General features: G+C 66.3%; 12 protein-coding genes and 1 pseudogene. 1 reads left to right on the top strand and 12 read right to left on the bottom strand.

Going from position 1 to position 19,100, the window contains the following annotated elements:
* Positions 1 to 50: 50 nt before the first annotated feature.
* A pseudogene (locus GGR62_RS21285) lies at positions 51 to 953 on the top strand (XVIPCD domain-containing protein).
* Positions 954 to 1,178: 225 nt separating this feature from the next.
* On the opposite strand, the gene GGR62_RS14660 reads toward GGR62_RS21285, so the two are convergent.
* The 12 genes from GGR62_RS14660 to GGR62_RS14605 all read right to left on the bottom strand — a co-directional run bounded on the left by GGR62_RS14660 (position 1,179) and on the right by GGR62_RS14605 (position 18,965).
* On the bottom strand, positions 1,179 to 2,837 hold the full coding sequence (locus GGR62_RS14660; protein WP_184408602.1) for a chemotaxis protein CheA: 1,659 nt from the start codon (positions 2,835 to 2,837) through the stop codon (positions 1,179 to 1,181).
* A gap of 2 nt (positions 2,838 to 2,839) precedes the next feature.
* Positions 2,840 to 3,466 carry a protein phosphatase CheZ gene (locus GGR62_RS14655; RefSeq protein ID WP_184408601.1) on the bottom strand — a complete coding sequence of 209 codons (627 nt, stop codon included), beginning with the start codon at positions 3,464 to 3,466 and terminating at the stop codon, positions 2,840 to 2,842.
* Positions 3,466 to 3,858 (bottom strand): chemotaxis response regulator CheY, encoded by a 393-nt coding sequence (gene cheY, locus GGR62_RS14650; RefSeq protein WP_002813536.1) that lies wholly within the window; start codon positions 3,856 to 3,858, stop codon positions 3,466 to 3,468. Before cheY ends, GGR62_RS14655 begins: the two co-directional genes overlap by 1 nt.
* A 35-nt stretch (positions 3,859 to 3,893) precedes the next feature.
* On the bottom strand, positions 3,894 to 4,661 hold the full coding sequence (locus tag GGR62_RS14645; RefSeq protein ID WP_184408600.1) for an RNA polymerase sigma factor FliA: 768 nt from the start codon (positions 4,659 to 4,661) through the stop codon (positions 3,894 to 3,896).
* Complete coding sequence (locus tag GGR62_RS14640) at positions 4,658 to 5,542, bottom strand: MinD/ParA family protein (RefSeq protein WP_010374294.1); 885 nt, start codon at positions 5,540 to 5,542, stop codon at positions 4,658 to 4,660. Before GGR62_RS14640 ends, GGR62_RS14645 begins: the two co-directional genes overlap by 4 nt.
* The gene (flhF, locus tag GGR62_RS14635; RefSeq protein WP_184408599.1) at positions 5,529 to 7,196 is read right to left on the bottom strand and encodes a flagellar biosynthesis protein FlhF; all 1,668 of its coding nucleotides are present in this window, start codon (positions 7,194 to 7,196) and stop codon (positions 5,529 to 5,531) included. The genes GGR62_RS14640 and flhF overlap by 14 nt, the downstream gene beginning before the upstream one ends.
* Before the next feature lie 1,172 nt (positions 7,197 to 8,368).
* Entirely contained in the window at positions 8,369 to 10,462 is a 2,094-nt protein-coding gene (flhA, locus tag GGR62_RS14630) for a flagellar biosynthesis protein FlhA (protein WP_184408598.1), read from the bottom strand.
* On the bottom strand, positions 10,459 to 11,589 hold the full coding sequence (gene flhB, locus GGR62_RS14625) for a flagellar biosynthesis protein FlhB (RefSeq protein WP_184408597.1): 1,131 nt from the start codon (positions 11,587 to 11,589) through the stop codon (positions 10,459 to 10,461). Before flhB ends, flhA begins: the two co-directional genes overlap by 4 nt.
* 118 nt (positions 11,590 to 11,707) lie before the next feature.
* Positions 11,708 to 14,629, bottom strand: coding sequence for a ligand-binding sensor domain-containing diguanylate cyclase (locus GGR62_RS14620; RefSeq protein WP_184408596.1), 2,922 nt, complete (start codon positions 14,627 to 14,629; stop codon positions 11,708 to 11,710).
* A 201-nt stretch (positions 14,630 to 14,830) separates the two neighbouring features.
* The gene (locus GGR62_RS14615) at positions 14,831 to 17,797 is read right to left on the bottom strand and encodes a ligand-binding sensor domain-containing diguanylate cyclase (RefSeq protein WP_184408595.1); all 2,967 of its coding nucleotides are present in this window, start codon (positions 17,795 to 17,797) and stop codon (positions 14,831 to 14,833) included.
* A 93-nt stretch (positions 17,798 to 17,890) separates the two neighbouring features.
* The gene (gene fliR / locus GGR62_RS14610; protein ID WP_184408594.1) at positions 17,891 to 18,682 is read right to left on the bottom strand and encodes a flagellar biosynthetic protein FliR; all 792 of its coding nucleotides are present in this window, start codon (positions 18,680 to 18,682) and stop codon (positions 17,891 to 17,893) included.
* Positions 18,683 to 18,695: 13 nt separating this feature from the next.
* Positions 18,696 to 18,965 (bottom strand): flagellar biosynthetic protein FliQ, encoded by a 270-nt coding sequence (locus tag GGR62_RS14605; protein WP_005917968.1) that lies wholly within the window; start codon positions 18,963 to 18,965, stop codon positions 18,696 to 18,698.
* Positions 18,966 to 19,100 lie beyond the last annotated feature (135 nt).

The raw sequence follows: 19,100 nt of genomic DNA, 5'->3' as shown, positions 1-19,100 counted from the left end.
CGGCCGGCACTCCGCCTTTGATCACCGGCGGCAACTCCATGGCCGGACACATGTACTACACAGTCAGTGATGGCAAGGAAATTAACAGCTACGGGTTTGCTCCCTCAGAGCATGGCGAGTCTAGTGGGCCGGGAAAGGTATTTAAGGATGACGTCAGAAACTATAAAGATCCTTATTACTCGCGCACGATGGAGATTGATCAGTCGCAGTATGAGAAGCTAAAAGAGTTCGGCAAGTCGCCTGCAAAACATGGTTTCGATATGGAGTAAGGTGGTGCTTCCAATAGCTGCATCGACTTCACGTGGGGCGCGCTGAACTATGCCGGGCTGCATCGTACGACAAAACAGGGGATCGACAAGGACTTTGAGGGTGCGCTCAAGCCGGTAGGGAATATTGACGAGATCAAGAGCATTCATGCCCCCATGCCTAACAGCGGGTTGAATAAGGAGCACAGCAACCCTAAGCCCGATCAGCTGTGGTGGCAAAAAGCGATAGGAGAGGTGCAGCTACCTGGGAATCAGGTATCCCCGGGTGGAGCCAATGCAATGGCTGTGCATCCACAGCCGCACGATCCATTGCACCAGCAGGCAGAAGATGCCATTCGCCGCCTTGAGCAAGGACTCGGCCGCGAGTACGACGACAACAGCGCACGGCTGGCAGCAAGCAGCGCGTATTTAGCCAAAGAGAACGGGCTGTCGCGAATCGATCATGTCGTGCTGAGCGAGAACACCAAGTCCGTGCGGCAGGGCGAGAACGTCTTCGTTGTGGAAGGTGCGTTGAACGATCCCGCTCACAAGATGGCGCATATGAAGACGAGTGATGCGATTGCGCAGCCCGTCGAGCAATCCTTGGCGCAATTACAGGCCTTGGGCGAAACTCGGCGCCAACAGCAATCCCAGCAGCAGGAGCAACAGCGAGAGCAGTCGATTGCGCCTCAACACCGGATGGTGTGAGGGCTAGTGAAGTAACGGTTCTGAAATAACGGTTCCAGGTTCAGTTTCACGGCAGCCTGACCGTCGCCAAACCATCGCGCCCATGCCGGCGCGCGTAGCGGCATAGATCGGCAGCGATGCTGGTAGTGAAACGCCAACGGCCGCAGTACGCGGCCGTTGGCGTTAGATCAGGCAACCAGGATCGCCTTAACGATTCCCGATTCCCGAATCCCGAATCCCGAACAATCAATGATCGCTGGAGCGCAACCCATCCACATCCAGGATCAGCGCCATGCGGCCGTCGCCGATGAGGGTGGCGCCGGCGTAGCCGGGCAGGCCGCGTAGGGCGCGGGGCAGGGGCTTGATCACCACTTCCTCGCGGCCGCGGACCTGGTCCACCACCAGGCCGAAGCGGGTTTCGCCGGCCTGCAGCAGCACCACGGTCAGCAGCGGCGGTTGTTCTGCCGGTACGCCGAGCCAGCGGCGCAGGTCGATCAGCGGCAGGGTGTGCGAGCGGCGGTCGAGCACGGCGCGGCCGTCGAACCAGCCCAGCGAGGTCTGCGGTGCGTGCAGCACTTCGACCACGCGGGCCAGCGGCAGGGCGTAGACCGCTTCGCCGGCCTGCACCAGCAAGGTCGGCAGGATCGCCAGCGTCAGCGGCACGCGGATCATGAAACGGCTGCCGCGGCCCAGTTCGGACTGGATCTGGATCTGCCCGCTCAATTCGCGGATGCGCGACTGCACCACGTCCATGCCGACACCACGGCCGGAGATGTCGGTGACCTCGGCCTTGGTCGAGAAGCCCGGCATGAAGATCAGATGCAGGCACTCGTCGGTGCTCAGGCGGGCGGCGGCTTCGGCGTCGATCAGGCCTTTGTTGCGGGCGATTTCGCGCAGGCGTTCGGGGTCGATGCCGGCGCCGTCGTCCTGGATTTCGATGCTGACGTAGTCGCCTTCCTGCTGCGCGGACAGGCGCACATGACCGCTGCGCGGTTTGCCGGTGGCTTCGCGCAGGGCAGGCGATTCGATGCCGTGGTCGATGGCGTTGCGCACCAGATGCACCAGCGGGTCGGCCAGCGCTTCGACCAGATTGCGGTCCAGTTCCGTCTCGGCGCCGATCAGCTCCAGCTCCACTTCCTTGGACAGCGTGCGCGCGACGTCGCGGGCCACCTTGGGGAAGCGCGAAAACACCTTGCTGACCGGCTGCATGCGGGTACGCATGACGGCGGTCTGCAGACGGGCGGTGGCGATATCCAGCGTGCTGACCGCGCGATCGAGTTCTTCGTCGCGCAGGCGGGTGCGCAGGGTCTTCAAGCGATTGCGCGACAGCACCAGCTCGCCGATCAGGTTGACGATGGCGTCCAGGCGCTTGGTGTCCACGCGCACGGTTTGTTCGGCTTCGGCGCCAGCCTTGGCAGCGGCTTTCGGCGCGGCCTTGGCGCCGGGCGCTGCCGGTGCATGGCCGTCGTCGTGCGCCGCCGCGGCGGCGACTGCCGCCTTGGGAGCGGCCTTGACTGCTGGCGGCCCGCTCTTGGCATCGAACTGCGCGATCAGCGAGGGCGGCGCGTGCGGTACCGGCTCACCGGAACCCATCGCATCCAGCATCGCCTGCAGATAATCCAGCGACTGCTGCGCGGCATCGAAGTGATGCGCCTGCAGCACCGCCTGGCCGGAGCGCGCCATGCCGAGGGTTTCCTCAGCGGCATGGCACAGCTCCACCATGGGCTTGATCGCCAGAAAGCCGGCGCCGCCCTTGAGCGTATGGAAGCCGCGGAACACCGCGTTGAGCTGGTCCGCTTCGCCGGGTGCCTGTTCCAGCGACACCAGCTGTTCGCCGAGGCGATCCAGGATTTCCTGGGCCTCGACGATGAAATCGGCAGCAATATCGTCTGGAACAGCACTCATGGTTACAACCCCAATCCGGACAGCAGGTCGTCGGCGTCGTCCTGCGACACCGCGTGACGGTCCAGGCCCTTGACTGCAGGACCGGCAAGACCGCCGTCGTCTTTCTTCGGCTCGGTGTTCTTCGGCGGCAGGCCGAGCGCACCGAAGCCTTCATGCACGCGCCGCACGATCCCGGCCACGCGCCGGATGATCTGGCCGCTCAGGTCCTGGTAGCTCTGCGCCAGCGACAGCTCGGTCAGGTTGTGGCGCATCTTGTCCATCAGCGCGCCCTGGTCCTGATTGAGGCCGCCGTCGCGCAGTTGGTTGGCCAGCTCGCGGCATTCCTCGACCAGATCCAGCGTGCGATGGCTGGCCTTTTCGGTCATTTCCACCACGTGGTCCAGGCGCGAACACGCATCGTCCAGTTCGCCGGCTTCGTCAGGCACGGTGGGCAATTCGCCCAGCGCCTGACCGAGTTCGCGGGCGAGCCGGCTCAGGCCCTGCATCATCGGACGGGTACGCAAGGCGGCGAGGTGATCCACCTCGCGCTTCCAGGCGGCTTCGTCACCGCTTTCCAGTGCATCGAGCGCGCCCTGCAGGCGGTCGATCAATGCGGCGCGTTCTGCGTTGGTATCCACGGTGGCGTTCATCAGGCGGTCGCCGCCAGACGTTCGAACACCTTGCCCAGCTTTTCTTCCAGCGTCTGCGCGGTGAACGGCTTGATGATGTAGCCATTCACGCCGCACTGGGCCGCTTCGATGATCTGCTCGCGCTTGGCTTCGGCGGTCACCATCATCACCGGCAGGTGCTTGAGCTTGGCGTCGGCGCGGATGTTGCGCAGCAGGTCGATGCCGGTCATGCCGGGCATGTTCCAGTCGGTGACCACGAAATCGAACGGGCCGGCACGCAACGCAGCCAATGCGCTGTTGCCGTCTTCGGCCTCTGCGGTATTGGTGAAGCCGAGATCGCCCAACAGATTCTTGACGATACGTCGCATCGTCGAGAAGTCGTCCACGATCAAAATCCGCATGTTCTTGTTCACATCAAGCTCCTAACACTAAAAAATACGCGAAAAAATTATTCGTCAATTTCGACACCGGCATCGGCCAGTTCGAAGACCTTGAGGCGGCCGCGCAGACGCACCACCGCCTGGCCGTGGATCTGGCAGACGCGCGATTCGCTGACACCGAGCACGGCGCCGATTTCCTTCAGATTCAATTCCTGCTCGTAATACAGCGACAGCACCAACTGCTCGCGCTCGGGCAACTGGCCGATGGCCTTGCCCAGCTCGCGGCCGAATTCGCCACGCTCCATCATCTGCTGCGGATTGGGACCACCCTTGGCGGTGGTGTCCAGCTCGCCGTGGTCCTCGATCCGCGACTCCAGGCTCAGCACCTGGCCGCGTGCGGCATCTTCCATCAGACGCAAGTAATCGGGTAGCGGCATTTCCATCGCGGCGGCCACTTCGGTGGCAGCGGCGGCGCGGCCGGTGTTCTGCTCGATCTTGCGCACGGCGGCGGCGGCGTCGCGGGCACGGCGGTGGACTGAACGCGGCACCCAGTCGCCACGGCGGATCTCGTCGATCATCGAGCCGCGGATGCGGATCGAGGCATAGGTTTCGAACGAGGCGCCCTGGTCGGAATCGTAGCTGCGCGAGGCTTCGATCAGGCCGATCATGCCGGCCTGGATCAGATCGTCCACTTCCACGCTCGCCGGCAGGCGCGCGGCCAGATGGTGGGCAATGCGGCGGACCAGATCGGCATGCTGGGTGACGATGTCGTTGGCGTTGTTGCGCTGCACGGCACGGTACTGCGCGGTGGCGGTCGTTGCGGTGGCGGTACTCATGCGGCCACTCCCCGTTGGATGATGCGTTCGACGAAAAACTCGACGTTGCCGCGCGGCACCGTGGGGGCCTGCCAGCGCGAGGTACGGCGAGCGATTTCTGCAATGGCCTGCGCCGACGGACTGGCGGGGTAAGCCTTGATGACGGGTTGCTGGCGCTGCACCGACAGGCGCAACCAGTCGTCCTGCGGCACGTGGCCGAGGTAGTTCAGCGACACGTCGCCGAGGAATTTCTCGCAGACCCGCGACAGCTTGTCGTACAGCAGGCGGCCTTCGTTGGGGTCGCGCACCATGTTGGCGATGATCTGCAGGCGGTCCACGCCGCGTTCGCGCGAGAGCACCTTGATCAGCGCGTAGGCGTCGGTGATCGAGGCCGGTTCGTCGCAGACCACCACCACGGTGTCCTGGGCGGCCTGGCAGAAGGTCAGCACGCTGTCGGTGATGCCGGCGGCGGTGTCGATGACCATCACGTCCAGGTCGCGTTCCAGTTCGGAGAACACGTTGACCAGGCCGATGTGCTGGGCCGGGGCCAGTTCCGCCATGTGGCGGCGACCGGAGGCGGCCGGCACCACCAGCACGCCACCCGGACCTTCGATGATCACTTCATCGAGCGTGCAGCGGCCGGCGATCAGGTCGGCCAGGGTGTACTTGGGCGAGAGTCCCAGGACCACATCCAGGTTGGCCAGGCCAAGGTCGGCGTCCAGCAGCAGGGTGCGCTTGCCCATGTCGGCAAGCGCCACGGCCAGGTTGGCGGAGATGTTGGTTTTACCCACGCCGCCCTTGCCACCGGTCACGGCAATGGTGCGCACCGGGCCCAAGGGCTCGGGACGGGTCGCCGACAGGGGGAAGGCGTTGGTCAGCTTTGCGTATTCACGCGACTGCATGGTTGTGCTCCGGAGTACAGGGCTTATCGGCAGCGCGCCGTAAATCTTCAAGGCGAAGAACGAGACTGGCGGCATTGGCGCGGTGCAGGTCGTCAGGGACCCGCTGTCCGTCAGTCACCCAGGTGATGGGCATTTGGTGGTCGACCACCACCGACAAGGCGCTGCCGAAGCGGCCGGTCTCGTCGAGTTTGGTCAGCACCACGCCTTGGGGCTTGGCGTGGGCGAAGCGGCGCACGACCTCGTCGAGGTCTGAAAAATGGGAGTTGGCGGGCAGCACCAGCAGCGAGGTGACTTGCTGGGCGGCGCGCAGCCAGTTCAGCTGGGCGGCCAGGGCGCGGTCGCGCTGGCCCATGCCGGCGGTATCGATCAGCACCAGCTTGTAGTCGCGCAGGCGATCCAGCAGCGCGAGCAGGCTTTCGGCGCTGTCGGCTTCGTGCACCGCGATGCCGAGCTGGCGGCCGTAGCTGTGCAGCTGCTCGCGGCCACCGACGCGCAAGGTGTCGGTGGTGACCAGGGCCACGTCGCGCGGGGCGTGCTGGGCGGCGAAGCGCTGCGCCAGCTTGGCAATGGTGGTGGTCTTGCCGGCGCCGGTCGGGCCGACCAGGGCGATCACGCCGCCGCGTTCCAGCGGGTCGATCGGGGCCACCGGCAGGCGCTTGGACAACAAGCCCAGCATCAGGCCGCGGCCGCGGTGCAATTCGGTGTCGGCGGGGATCTGCATGGCGATGTCGCGGGTCAGACCGGCGTCGAAGCCGTAGTCGTCCATCAACTCCAGGGCCTGCGCACGCACCGGCGAGCCACGCAGGCGCTCGTCGGTGAGGCGGTTCATTTCGCGCTCGATCATCTGCCGCATCAGCGCCAGTTCGCCGCGTAGCTGCTTGAGTTCTGCGTCGTTCTGCGTCGCCGGGGCGGCGGCGACCGGCACGGCGGCCAGGGCCACCGGTGCGACCACCAGCGGCGGCAAGGCGGCCGGCGGCAGGATTTGCGGCAGGGCGTCGTCCAGATCGAAATCGGCCTCGTCGGCCAGCGCGTCGTCGTCCTGGCCGTAGCCGGCAACAGCGACAGCGACGGGTGCGGTCATGGCCGCAGCCATGACCGGTGTCGGTGCCGCAGCCGCTTCCAAGGAAGCGCGCTGCACCGGGGCGGTGGTCAGAAAGTCGGCGAAGACCTGTTCCGGGATTGCCGACAGCGCGTGTTGCTGGCGCGGCGCGGCGGATGCGGCCACCGCGTTGGCCAATGCCTGCGCGGTGGGCGAGGGTGCGGCGCTGCGCATCGGCGCAGCTGCTGGCGCCTGCCGCACCACGTTGACCGGCTGGCGCAGCGCCATGGCGGCGATCATGTCGTCGGCGGCACTGGCAACGCGTTGACGCATGCCGGCATCGGCAGCCGGCTTGAGCGGGGCGTGTACGGGGGCGGAGGTGGCTTGCGCTGCAGGCGCCTGGTGCATCTGGGCCGGCGCAGTGACCGGCGGTTCGGAGCGCGCGGTTTCCAGGGCGCGCTGCACGAGTTCTTCGTCGTAATTGCTGGCAGCGACGATCTCGATGCCGTCGGCGGTGCGGCGGTTGGACAGGATCACCGCATCCGGGCCGTGCTCTTCACGCACCATGCGGAATGCGGTGCGCATGTCCGGGGCAACGAAGCGTTTGATTTTCATGCGAAGTGCCTCCAGGAACGGGACCCGCCGGACGCCGGACGGGTACGTGAAAAATGTGGGTGTGTTGCCAGCGTCATGAGTTGCCTGTCCCGTTCGGTTGTTCCAAGTCCTGCTGCGCGCCCCGCACCGATCAAGCTGTGTGCGGTCTCGCCAGAGCTAATGCACGCGGCATGCCAAAACGCGGTGCTGGGTTTCCGGCGCAGGAAGTTGCAGGGTCGGGATGGCGCGTTGGCCGTGCTGTCGGCGTTGTTGCATGAGGCCAAGTCGATGGATTGATTGGCTTTTTCCCGAAGGGCGGTGCGGTGCGGCGCGTTGTGGCGCCTGTCCGTGGCTCTTGCGGTGAGGTTCTCTGAGAGCCTGCGAGCCGCCGACGTCGTGCAATCGATTGGATGGTCGGCCCGGTGGCGGCTTTCCGGCGCTGCGGGCTGCAGCTGGTGGATGGCGGTTACCCGCGGCCGATTTTGCGGCGGTGGGGTCCGTTCGCTGCCCCCATCCGCCCTGCGGGCACCTTCCCCCGCAGGCGGGGGAAGGGCGGAGCGCCGGCTGGTGTAGGGCGGAGTGCTGTCTGGTGTAGTGCGGAGTGCTTGGCTGGCGTTGTTTCGTTGGTCGGGCCGCCGTTCTGGGGTGGGTGGGTTTGTGTGCTGCCCCCATCCGCCCTGCGGGCACCTTCCCCCGCAGGCGGGGGAAGGGTGGAGCGCCGGCTGGTGTAGGGCAGAACGCCGGCTTGTGTAGGGCGGAGTGCTGTCTGGTGTTGGGCGGAAGGAATCGGCGTCGCGAGGTCTTTTACAGTTGCCTCCATGCAGGTAGCCGGAGCCTGGTCCATCGACGTCGAACCACTCGGTCCATCGACGTCCAACCACTCGCGCGTCACTCAAGCACTTCATTCAAGCACTACCGCATTGCGAGCTCTCTTCCCATGCGGACAGCGCCGGCCTGGGGCAGTAGGCACCGCCACGTAATCGGCCCCCTCTCCCGCCTGCGGGAGAGGGTTGGGGTGAGGGTACGGCCGATCGCGCTGCCCCCATCCGCCTTGCGGGCACCTTCCCCCGTCGGCGGGGGAAGGGCGAAATGCCGGCGCGTGTTGCGCGGAGTGCTGGCTGGCCTCATCTGGATGACGGGCTGGCGTTGCCGTGTTGCCAGAGTGCCGCCGAGCAGCGTTGGCTGGGTGACGTTTAGCTGATCGTGCCGACCAATTTCAGGCGCTTGTCTTCCGGTACTTCGCTATAGGCCAGCACCGACAGGGTCGGCACGCTGTGGCGGACCAGACGGGCCAGCGCGGCGCGGACCTGGCCGGGTACCAGCACCACGGCCGGTTCGTTGCGGGCTTCCTGCTTGCCGACGCAGTCGGCCAGGCTCTGGTGCAGACGCTCGGCCAGCCCCGGCTCCAGCGCCACGCCGTTGCCGTGGGTGGATTCCTGCAGCACGCGCTCCAGCTGCGGGGCCAGCGTGTAGACCGGCAGTTCGGCGGACATGCCGGCGATTTCCTGCACGATGAAGCGGCCCAGCGAGGTGCGCACTGCGGCGGTGAGGGTGGCGGGGTCCTGGCTGTGCGGGGCGTGTTCGACCAGTGCTTCGACGATCTTGCGCAGCTGGCGCACCGGAATCCGCTCGATCAGCAGGTTCTGCAGCACGCGTACCACCACCGACAGCGGCAGCGCCTTGGGCGTGAGGTCTTCGACCATCTTCGGCGCGGTCTTGGCCAGGGTGGCCAGCAACTGCTGCACTTCTTCGTGGCCGAGCAGTTCCGGGGCGTGTTCTCGGATCAGGTGCGACAGATGGGTGGCGACCACGGTGGCCGGGTCGACCACGGTGTAGCCCATCGATTCGGCGTAGGAGCGCTGATGCGGCTGGATCCAGGTGGCGTCCAGGCCGAACGCCGGGTCCTTGCCGGGAATGCCGTCCAGCTGGCCGAGCGCACCGCCCGGGTCCAGCGCCAGTTCGCGGTCGGGGTAGATCTCGGCGGTGGCCACCGGCACGCCGTGCACCAGCAGGCGGTAGGCGTTGGCCGACAGCTCCAGGTTGTCGCGGATGTGCACCGGCGGGACCAGGAAGCCGATGTCCTGGGTGAGCTTGCGACGCACGCCCTTGATGCGCGCCATCAGTTCGCCGCCCTGGTTCTTGTCCACCAGCGGGATCAGCCGGTAGCCCACTTCCAGGCCCAGTGGGTCGATCGGGCGCAGCTCGTCCCAGCTCAGTTCCGAACTGGCCTGGGCGGCAGTGGCTGCCGCAGCGGCCTTGGGATCGGTGGCCGGGTCGCCGGTCGGCGGGATGACCAGGCTGCGCTTGTACATTTTCCAGGCGATCACGCCCAGGATCAGGCCGAGCGTCAAAAACGCGACGTTCGGCATGCCCGGCACCAGGCCGACCAGGCCCAGGATGGCCGCAGCCACCGCCAACGCGCGGTGCTGGCCGAACACCTGGCTGATCATCGCCCCGCGCATGTCCTGCGCCCGCGAGGCGCGGGTGACCAGCAAGGCCACCGAGGACGACACCAGCAAGGCCGGCAGCTGCGCCACCAAACCGTCACCGATCGACAGCAGGGTGTAGGTGGAGGCGGCATCCACAAAGCTCATGTCGTGCTGGAACATGCCCACCGCCATGCCGCCGATGAGGTTGATGAACAGGATCATGATGGCGGCGATGGCGTCGCCACGGATGAACTTGTTGGCGCCGTCCATCGCGCCGTAGAAGTCGGCTTCCTCGCGCACTTCTTCGCGGCGGGCCTTGGCTTCCTCGCGCGTCAGCAAACCGGCGTTGAGGTCGGCGTCGATGGCCATCTGCTTGCCGGGCATGGCGTCCAGGATGAAGCGCGCGGTCACTTCCGACACGCGCCCGGCACCCTTGGTGATGACCACGAAGTTGATGATGGTCAGGATCGCGAACACCACGATACCCACGGCGTAGTTGCCGCCGATGACGAACTGGCCGAAGGCTTCGATGACCTTGCCGGCTGCGGCGTGGCCGTCCTGGCCATTGATCAGGATCACGCGGCTGGAGGCGACGTTGAGCGCCAGCCGCAGCATCGTGGTCATCAACAGCACGATCGGGAAGATGGTGAATTCCAGCGGGCGCTGCACGTAGATCACCGCCAGCAGCACCATCAGCGAGATGGCGATGTTGAAGGTGAACAAGGCGTCCAGCACCGGTGCGGCCAGCGGCACCATCAGCATGGCCAGCATGGCCATCAGCGCCAGCGGGGCGCCCAGGCCGTTGCGCAGCAACTCCATCACGCGACGGGCATTCAGCGGGGCGGGTTGGGCGCTCATGCGCTGGCTCCCTTGCCGAACTCATCCACTTCCAGGGAAGGCAATTCCGGCATCGGGCCGCCATTCCAGCCGCGCAGCTGGTAGACGTAGGACAGCACCTGGGCCACGACCGAATAGAGTCTCACGGGAATTTCCTTGCCAATTTGAGCTTCTCTATACAAGGCGCGTGCCAAAGGCGGGGCGGTGACGATCGCCACCCGGTGTTGTTCGCAGACTTCGCGGATGCGGAAGGCCATTTCGTCCACGCCCTTGGCCACCACGATCGGGGCGCGCATCTTGCCGCCCTCGTACTTGAGCGCGACCGCGTAGTGAGTCGGATTCATCAGCACCACGTCGGCCTTGGGCACCGCTTCCATCATCTGGCGCTGCGACATCTGCATCTGCATCTGGCGGATGCGGCCCTTCACTTCCGGGCTGCCCTCGCTTTCCTTCATCTCGCGCTTGATCTCTTCGCGGGTCATCTTGAGCTTCCGCATCCAGTTCCACTTCTGGTATGGCGCGTCGATGGCGGCCAGCAGCACCAAGGCGCCTGCGGTGTAGAACAGCAGGCTCTTGGTGAAGTCCAGGCCGTTGCCGACGGCCTGCTCCAGCGGCTGGTTCACCAGCGAGCGCAGCCCGTGCAGGCCCTTGGAGATGCACAGGCTGGCGGCCAGGCCGACGAACAGCAGCCGCAGCACCGACTTGACCAGCTCGGCCAGGCTGTTGCTGCCCCACATGCGCTTGAGCCCGTTGGCCGGGTTGAGCTTGTTGAGGTCGGGCATGATCGCCTTGCTGGAAAAATGCAGGCCGCTCATCAGCAGCGGACCGGCCAGCCCGGCGGCCAGGCAGATCCCGACCAGCGGCACCATCACCCACAGCAGTTGCAGCAGCAGGTCGCCGAAATGACCGAACAGCGCCATCGGGTTTTCACGCATTTTCGGGTCCGGGCTGAGCGCGGTCTTCATCCAGACACTGGCGCCATCGCCGATGCTGCGCGCCAGGGCCATCAGCGCGAACACGCCGGCACCGAAGACCGCGGCGGTGGACAACTCGCGCGATTGCGGGATGTTGCCCTGTTCGCGGGCTTCGCGCAGGCGTTTTTCGGTGGGAAGCTCTGTGCGTTCGCCGCCGTCTTCGGACTCGGACATGGAGGTGCCGGTGACTGGTCAGCCCTGTCTGATGCAAGCCACGTTCCAGTTATCGCGCGGGCGACCCCGCATTGGCTGGCCAGGGCGGCGACAGCGCGGCCTCAGGGCGTGCGTGCAGTCAGGCCACCGAGGACTGCGGTTCTTCCGGTTCGATGCGGTTGCGCCCGTAGTGCTTGGCCCGATACAAGGCCTCGTCCGCGCGCGCCAGCAAGGTGGCGTCGGTGTCGCCGAGACGGAACCAGGCCACCCCGATCGAGCAGGTCACCTGCAGCGCGCACGCGGCGCCGACCTCGTACGGGGCCAGGCTGATGGTCTGGTGGATGGCGCGCAGGCGATGCTGGCTCTGTCGGGTCATGCCCGGCAGCAACAGCAGCAGTTCTTCGCCGCCGTACCGGCCTACCTTGTCCGAATCGCGCAGGCAGGCGGTCAGGCGCGCGCCGACCATGGCCAGCACCGCGTCGCCGACCAGATGGCCGTGCTCGTCGTTGACCAGCTTGAAATGATCCAGGTCGATCAGCACCACCGCCAGCGGGTGTTGGCCGTGGGCGCAGGCCTCCAGTTCCTCGGCCATCGCTTCGAGCACGCCGGAGCGGTTGAGCAAGCCGGTGAGGGCATCGTGGCTGGCCTTCAGCGCCAGCGCTGCGCGGGCGCTTTCCAGATCGCGTTTTTCGCGTTCCAGTTGATGGGTGCGCTCGGCGACCAGCGCGGTCAACATGCGTCCGCGTGCCACCAGGTGTCGGGTGCGCCAGCGCCACAATCCGACCAGCAGGCCGCTGCCGATCAGCAAGTAGAGCGCGATGGCCGGGGGGCTACGCCACCATAACGGTGCCACTGCGAAGGGCAACTCGGTGACCGCCGAGGCAGTGCGCCGATAGCGGTCCAGCACCTGTACCTGCAGGCGGAAGTGACCGGACGGCAGCGGCGGCTGGTCGATCGACAGGTTATCGCTCTGGATCCATTCGTCGTGGAGCCCGAGCAGGCGATACCGCACCGTGAGGCGGCTGGGATCGTCATAGACCTCCAGTGTGGACAGCTCGATATGCAGCGGTTTGTCGCTCCAGCCGATCAATTGGCCGGGTGCGACCTGCACCCCGTCGCGGCTGATGCTGTCGATGCGCACGCTGGGCTGGCGCGCGTCGAACAAGCGGCCCGGGTCGCGCAGATGCGTTACCCCGCGCGCAGTGCCGATCCACACCGAGCCATCGGCATCCTCGGCAAACGCCGATTCGGACACGTCGTCCCAGATCAGCCCCTGCGATTGCGACAGGTGCGCCCAACGCTCGCCGTCGTAAACTTCCACCCCGCGCGCATGGCCGACCCAGACCCGGCCCACGCTATCGCTGCGCAGCAGGTACACGCCGACATCGCGCAGCGCTTCATCTTTGACGATCTGCAGGTCCAGGCCATCGGGCTGCAGCGTGCCGTGCCACAGGCCGGGTCGGTAGAACGCCATCCAGACTTCGCCGCTGTCGCCGATGTGGAATTTGCCGATCCACGGGTCGGCCGCAGCGCCATTGACCCGCACCGGCACCCTCGACCATTGCTCATCCTGCAGACGGAACAGCCCATTGGCGCTGGCTACCCACAGGGTGCCGTCGGCGGTCTGCTGGATATCGGTATAGGCGATCGCCGGCATGTCGGTCACTGTTCGCAGCGCGCCGCCTTCCAGTGGGCGTTCGATCACGAACAGGCCGCCGAAACTGAGCAACCACAACCGCCCCTGGCGGTCCATGAACGCGCGGCGCGCGGTGCGTGGAAGTTTGGCGATCTCGACGCTGCGGCCGTCGGGCCAGGTACGGCGCAGGAATCCGGCCGAATTCAGCGTCCACAGGCTGCCGTCGTTGCTGCGCACCATGCCAACGACCTGGATTCCGGCAGCGGGCAAGGCAGGAACGAAGCGTCCACGCGGATCGGCCTGACGGCCTAGGCCGTGCTCGTTGCCAACCAGCAGCGCGCCTTGCGCATCGCGGGTGATCGACCAGGTCGGCGCGGCCGGCATGCCTTGGGTGGCGTCCCAGTTCTCTATCCAGTCGTAGCCGGCCCAACGCACCAGGCCTTCGCCGTCCACGGTCATCCAGACATCGCCGTCGCGGTCCACCACGATCGCGTCGCTGCTGCCGGGGGGCAGCCCGTTGTCGGCACCGAAGGTACGCCACTGGCCGTTTTCCCAGCGCACCAGGCCATCGTTGCGGCGCACCAGTACGCGGCCTTCCCGATCCAGCACCAGCGGCGCCTGTGGCCCGACCGTGCTGCCATCCAGCAACGGCAGCGGGCGCACGCTGAACTGGGTGGCGCCCGGCGCGCGATAGAGCAGGGTGCCGGTTCCGCGAACCCACAGTGCGCCGTCGTGATCGCGCAGCACGCTGTACCAGCGGTCCTCCGGCACGCCTTGTTGCGGTCCGTAGACCTGGACCTTGCGCTGGGCATCGACGGCGCACAGCTTGCGTTCGCAGCCTACCCACAGCGTCTCGCCCACCACCGACAGGCTCAGCACCCGCGACAGCTCGGGCACGCGTACACGCGTTGCAGTGTCCAGCAGCGGTTCGCTATGCCAACGGCCGTTGCTGCGCTCGCTCAGGCGTTCCAGCGTGCCGCCGTTGAGCATCACCGTTCCCCACGACGGGCTGGCCAGCAACAGGTCTGCCTGCAGATGTTCGGCTTCATCCGGCGACAGTTTGCGGAATCCCCGCTCGTCGCCCACGAATAGTGTCTGAAATCCGGCGACCCACAGCCGCCCGTCGGCGGCTTCGGTCATTGCGCTGATCGGCTCGTTGCGCAGGCCATCCAGCGACACTTGCTGAAAGACGCGCCCGTTGTAGCGATACAGCCCGCTCTCGGTGCACACCCATATCAACGTGGCGCGCGTCTGCAGCAGGCAGGTGCCGGCCAGCCCGAGCAGTCCCTGGTCGTGGGCGTAACGACGGATGCTCGCGGTCTGCGCGCCGGCCAGATCGGCCAGCGACAGCAAGGCCAGCAACAGCACCGCGACAAACGGTGTGTGCCGGCCAGACGACCTCCATTGGCGATGCTGGCACCCCACGGGCGTTGCAATCTCCCACGTTCGGCCACGTGGGGTCCATGCCTTCGCACGGTGTCTCACGCTTGCCATGGGCAGCCCCGATATTAGGCCGCGATACACGTACTAACGGCTGCTGAGTCAGGTTTCTTTAGAAAAACCGGCTGTACATGCTGGCCGCCACTGTGCTTTGTCACTCTTGTCCCGTGGCAGCGGCGGCCGCAGTCAGCTGTCGCTGCCCTCGGATCCGGCAGATGCCAGGTGCTCGGTGTCGTAGTCGATGCGATTGCGGCCGTTGCGCTTGGCGCTGTACAACGCGGCATCGGCACGGGCGAGCAATTGCTCCAGCGTCTGGCCGGGCTGGAACCAGGCGACGCCGATCGAACAGGTCACCTGCAGCAGGCCGCCGTCGATGCGGTAGTCGCCGCAGATACCGCGATGCAACGCGTCCAACCGATGCGTGGCCTCGTAGCCCAGGCCTGGCAGCAAGGCGAGCAGTTCTTCGCCGCCGTAGCGGCCGATCCGGTCGTCGCCGCGGACCAGCGCATCCAGCCGACGACCGACTTCGGCCAGCACTGCATCGCCGGCCAGATGGCCGTGCTGGTCGTTGACCAGTTTGAAGTAATCCAGATCGATCAGCACCACGGCCAGCGGCCGTGCGACCGCATCGGCGCGTGCGAGCATGCCGCGCAGTGCGTGCAGGATGCCGGCGCGGTTGAGCAAGCCGGTCAGTTCGTCGTGGCTGGCCTTGAGCGCGAGTTCGGACCGTGCCGCTTCCAGATCGCGCTTGTCCTGCTCCAGTTCGGCGGTGCGTTCGGCGATCAACTGTTCCAGTTCGCGCTTGCGCCGCAGCAATTTGTGCGTGCGCCAGCGCAGCAGCAAGACCACGGCCGCGACGGCCAACAGCAGGTAGCCGGCGAGGGCAGCGATGCTGCGCCACCACGGTGGACGGATGACGAACTGAAAGCGCGCGATCGGGCTGGCACTGCGTTGATAGGCATCCAGTGCCTGCACTTCCAGCGTGTAGTCGCCTGGTGGCAGCAGCGGATAGGTCAGGTGGCTGAGCGAGGACGTGGTCCAGCGTGCCTGATGGGCCTTGACCCGGTAACGGAAGCTGATGCGGTCGGCGCCGCCTTCCACGCCCGGCGTGCTCAGCTCGATATCCAGCGGCGTTTCCGACCAGGCGAGCGACGCGCCGGCATGCACGATCCGGGCACCACGCCGGACCTCGGCGATGTCGACCCGCAGCGGTTGCGCGGCGAACAGCCGTTGCGGGTCGCGCAGATGGCTGAGCCCCCGGCTGCTGCCGATCCAGATGCTGCCGTCGTCGTCTTCCAGAAAGGCGTTGGACGACATGTCGTCCCATAGCAGCCCCTCGGCGCGGGTGATCCGCGACCAATGGCCGTTCTGGTACAGATCCAGCCCCTGGCTGCTGCCCACCCACAACCGCCCCTTGCGGTCGTGGCGCAGGATGAAGGGCATGATTCTGGAAATCAGCGGGTCGTCCACCACCTGCAACAGCAGGCTGCCGTCGGCTTGCAGGCGGCCGTGCCACAGGCCGGTGTCGCGCAGCGACAACCAGATTTCGCCATCGGGCGCGAAGTCGATCTGGAGCATGTCCTGGCTGGGCAAGCTGCCTCGCACGGCAATCTTCACCCAGGTAGTGCCGTCGCGGCGATACAGGCCATCGCCGGTGGCCGCCCACAGCCGGCCCTGGCGATCAAACTCGATATCGCCGATGAACTTGCCTTCCATTGCCGGTTCGGGGGCCAGTGCATAGGGCGGGGCGGCCTGGCCGCGGACCAGGCCGCGCGGTGTCGCGATCCACACCGCACCGACCTTGTCGAACAGCAATTTGTAGCCGGGTCTGGGCAAATCCATCACGTTGCGGGTCACCCCGGTGAGCGGATCGCGCCGGGCAATGGCACCTGAGTAATACGACACCCAGGCCGCACCATCGGGCGCCACGGTGATGTTCAGTGCCTGCGACAACACTGCACCGTCTTCCAGCAGCCATGGCCGCGCATGCGTGGCATGCCGCTCCAACAGGCTGGCGCCACCGTCGGCACCGACGGCGAGCAGGCCGTCGGGCAGGCGCTGCATGGTCCAGGTCGGCGCTGGCGGCATGCCTTGCGCTTCGGTCAGGTGCTCGATGTTGCCGTAGCCCAGCATCCGCTGCAGGCCCAGTCCGCGGGTGCCGATCCATAGCGTGCCGTTGCTTTGCAGCAGCAACGGGCCGACCAGAGCTTCCAGCTGCAGGCCCTGGTCGGCGCCGATATCGGTCCAGTGCGTGCCTTCCCAGCGCACCAGGCCGTGATCGGACCGGGTCAGCATGCGTCCGCGCGCGTCTTCCACCATCGTGGTCGAGCCGGACAGGGTGTTGAAACTGTTTTCCGGATTGGCCGGATGGTCGGTGAAATGGGTGGCGCCGGGGTCGCGCGAGACGAGCTTGCCGCCGCCGCGCAGCCACAACCGTCCGCCCCGTTCGCGGAAGATCACCCGCCAGCGTCGCGCCGGCACGCCATCGGCTTCGGACAGCGCTTCGACCACCGTGCCGCGTGCATCCAGGCGACAGACCCCGGCATCGCACGGTACCCAGAGGAACTGCCCGTCGGCCAACAGCGTGGTGCCCGGCGCGCGCAGCTTGCCGTCGGCGGTGCGCACCGGCAGCGGTTGCACCTGCCAATGGCCGTCGGCCGCTGGCGTCAGTGCCAGCAGCGCGCCGTTGCTGACCACGGCAACCCCGGTGCGGTACGCCGCGATGACGTTGCCGGCGTCGGCACGGATGCGTTTGCCGTGATCCAGCACCTGCACGAACTGCTCGCCGTTGCGCACGAAGACGCCATTGGCGGTGGCCACCCACAGGCGCCCGGCATGATCCAGCGTCAGCGCCCGCGTGTAGCGCGCATCCAGCCCCTGATCCTGGCCGACCGGAATGAAGCGATCACGCTCGAAACGGTGCAAGGCCAGTTCGGTCGCCACCCAGACCGCACCGCGGCGGTCTTCGACCAATCCGGTGATGCTCATGCCTTGCAGACCATCGCTCTGCGCGTAATCGCGGAAGCTGTAGCTCTGCGCGCGGGTACTCCCGATGCCCGCCATTGCGAACGCGACCACGAATAGCCAGCGACAGACCCAGGACGCGATGCGCTGCGGCGCAGGAAGGGCGAACAGCACATGCAGCTTGAACATCGGTCCCCGTAGGATGGGTAGGTGGCTGAGACGAGTGAGCATCAATGATTCAGTGGGATTGACGGCTTGTCGATCACAAACTTGAGATGCACGCTACGCGGTCAATTCTCTGGCGGCATCGAAGGCCGTGTCGAACAGGCGCTGCACCGGCGGTGCGAATTCGCTGGCGAAGCTGGACAGGAGAAACAGACCCAGCAGCACGGTCAACGGCAGGCCCAACTGCACCGGATTCAATGCCGGCGCCGCCTTGGCCAAGGCGCCAAATGCGAGGTTGACCGCCAACATCGCCACCATCATCGGCAACGCCAGGGTCAGCCCGCCGCGCAGGATCTGCAGGAACAGCGTCGGTGCCACCTCGGCGAACGCGGAAGCATCGGGGATGGCGGTGCCGATCGGCAAGGCCTTGTAGCTGTCCACCAGCAGCGCGATCACCGCCAGGTGACCGTTGGCCGCGAAGAACAGCAGCCCGAATCCGATGTAGAACCACTGTGCGATCACGCCGGAGGTCACGCCCCGCAACGGGTCGGACATCTGCGCGAACGACAGGCCGGTGGACTGCGACACCAGCTCGCCGGCCAACGCGCCGGCCTCGAAGATCAGCTTGAGCATGAAGCCCATGCTGGCGCCTACCGCCAGCTCGCGCGCCACGCTCAGCACCGCCTGCGCGGTGAAGCCGTCCCACTCCGGGACCGGCGGCAGCAGCGGCGCCAGCACCATCGACAAGGTACCGGCCAGCATGACCCGGACCCGTCCGGGCACCGCGCGGGTACCGATCAACGGCATCGCGGTCAGCAGCGCGCCGGTGCGCAGCATCGTCCACATGATCGCCCCGACCATCGCAAACGCGCGCTGGCCATCGATCACCATCTGGGTTGCAGAATCCATCCGATCGCGTCCGCTAACCGATCAGATGCGGAATGCGCTGAAACAGCGCAATGGTGAACTCCACCAGATGCCCCAGCAGCATGCTGCCGGTGGCAAACAGGGTGGCCGTCAACGCGACGGCTTTGGCGACGAAGGCGATGGTCGGTTCGTTCAATTGGGTGGCGGCCTGCACCACACCGATGACGACACCGACCACCAGCACCGCCAGCAGCATCGGTCCGGCAATCCACAGGACGGTGACCAGGCCACCACGCAATTCAGTCAGGGCGATTTCAGGGCTCATGGGTGTGGTGATGCAAGTGGGGTGCCAAAGGACGGGAATCGGGAATCGGGAATCGGGAATCGGGAATCGGGAATCGGGAATCGGGAATCGGGAATCGGGAATCGGGAATCGGGAATCGGGAATCGGGAATCGGGA

The sequence above is a fragment of the Xanthomonas sp. 3075 genome (assembly GCF_014197275.1).
Taxonomy (GTDB): Bacteria; Pseudomonadota; Gammaproteobacteria; order Xanthomonadales; family Xanthomonadaceae; genus Xanthomonas; species Xanthomonas campestris_B.
Note: the sequence above shows the minus strand (reverse complement) of the source record. Positions and strands in the feature narration are given on the sequence as shown.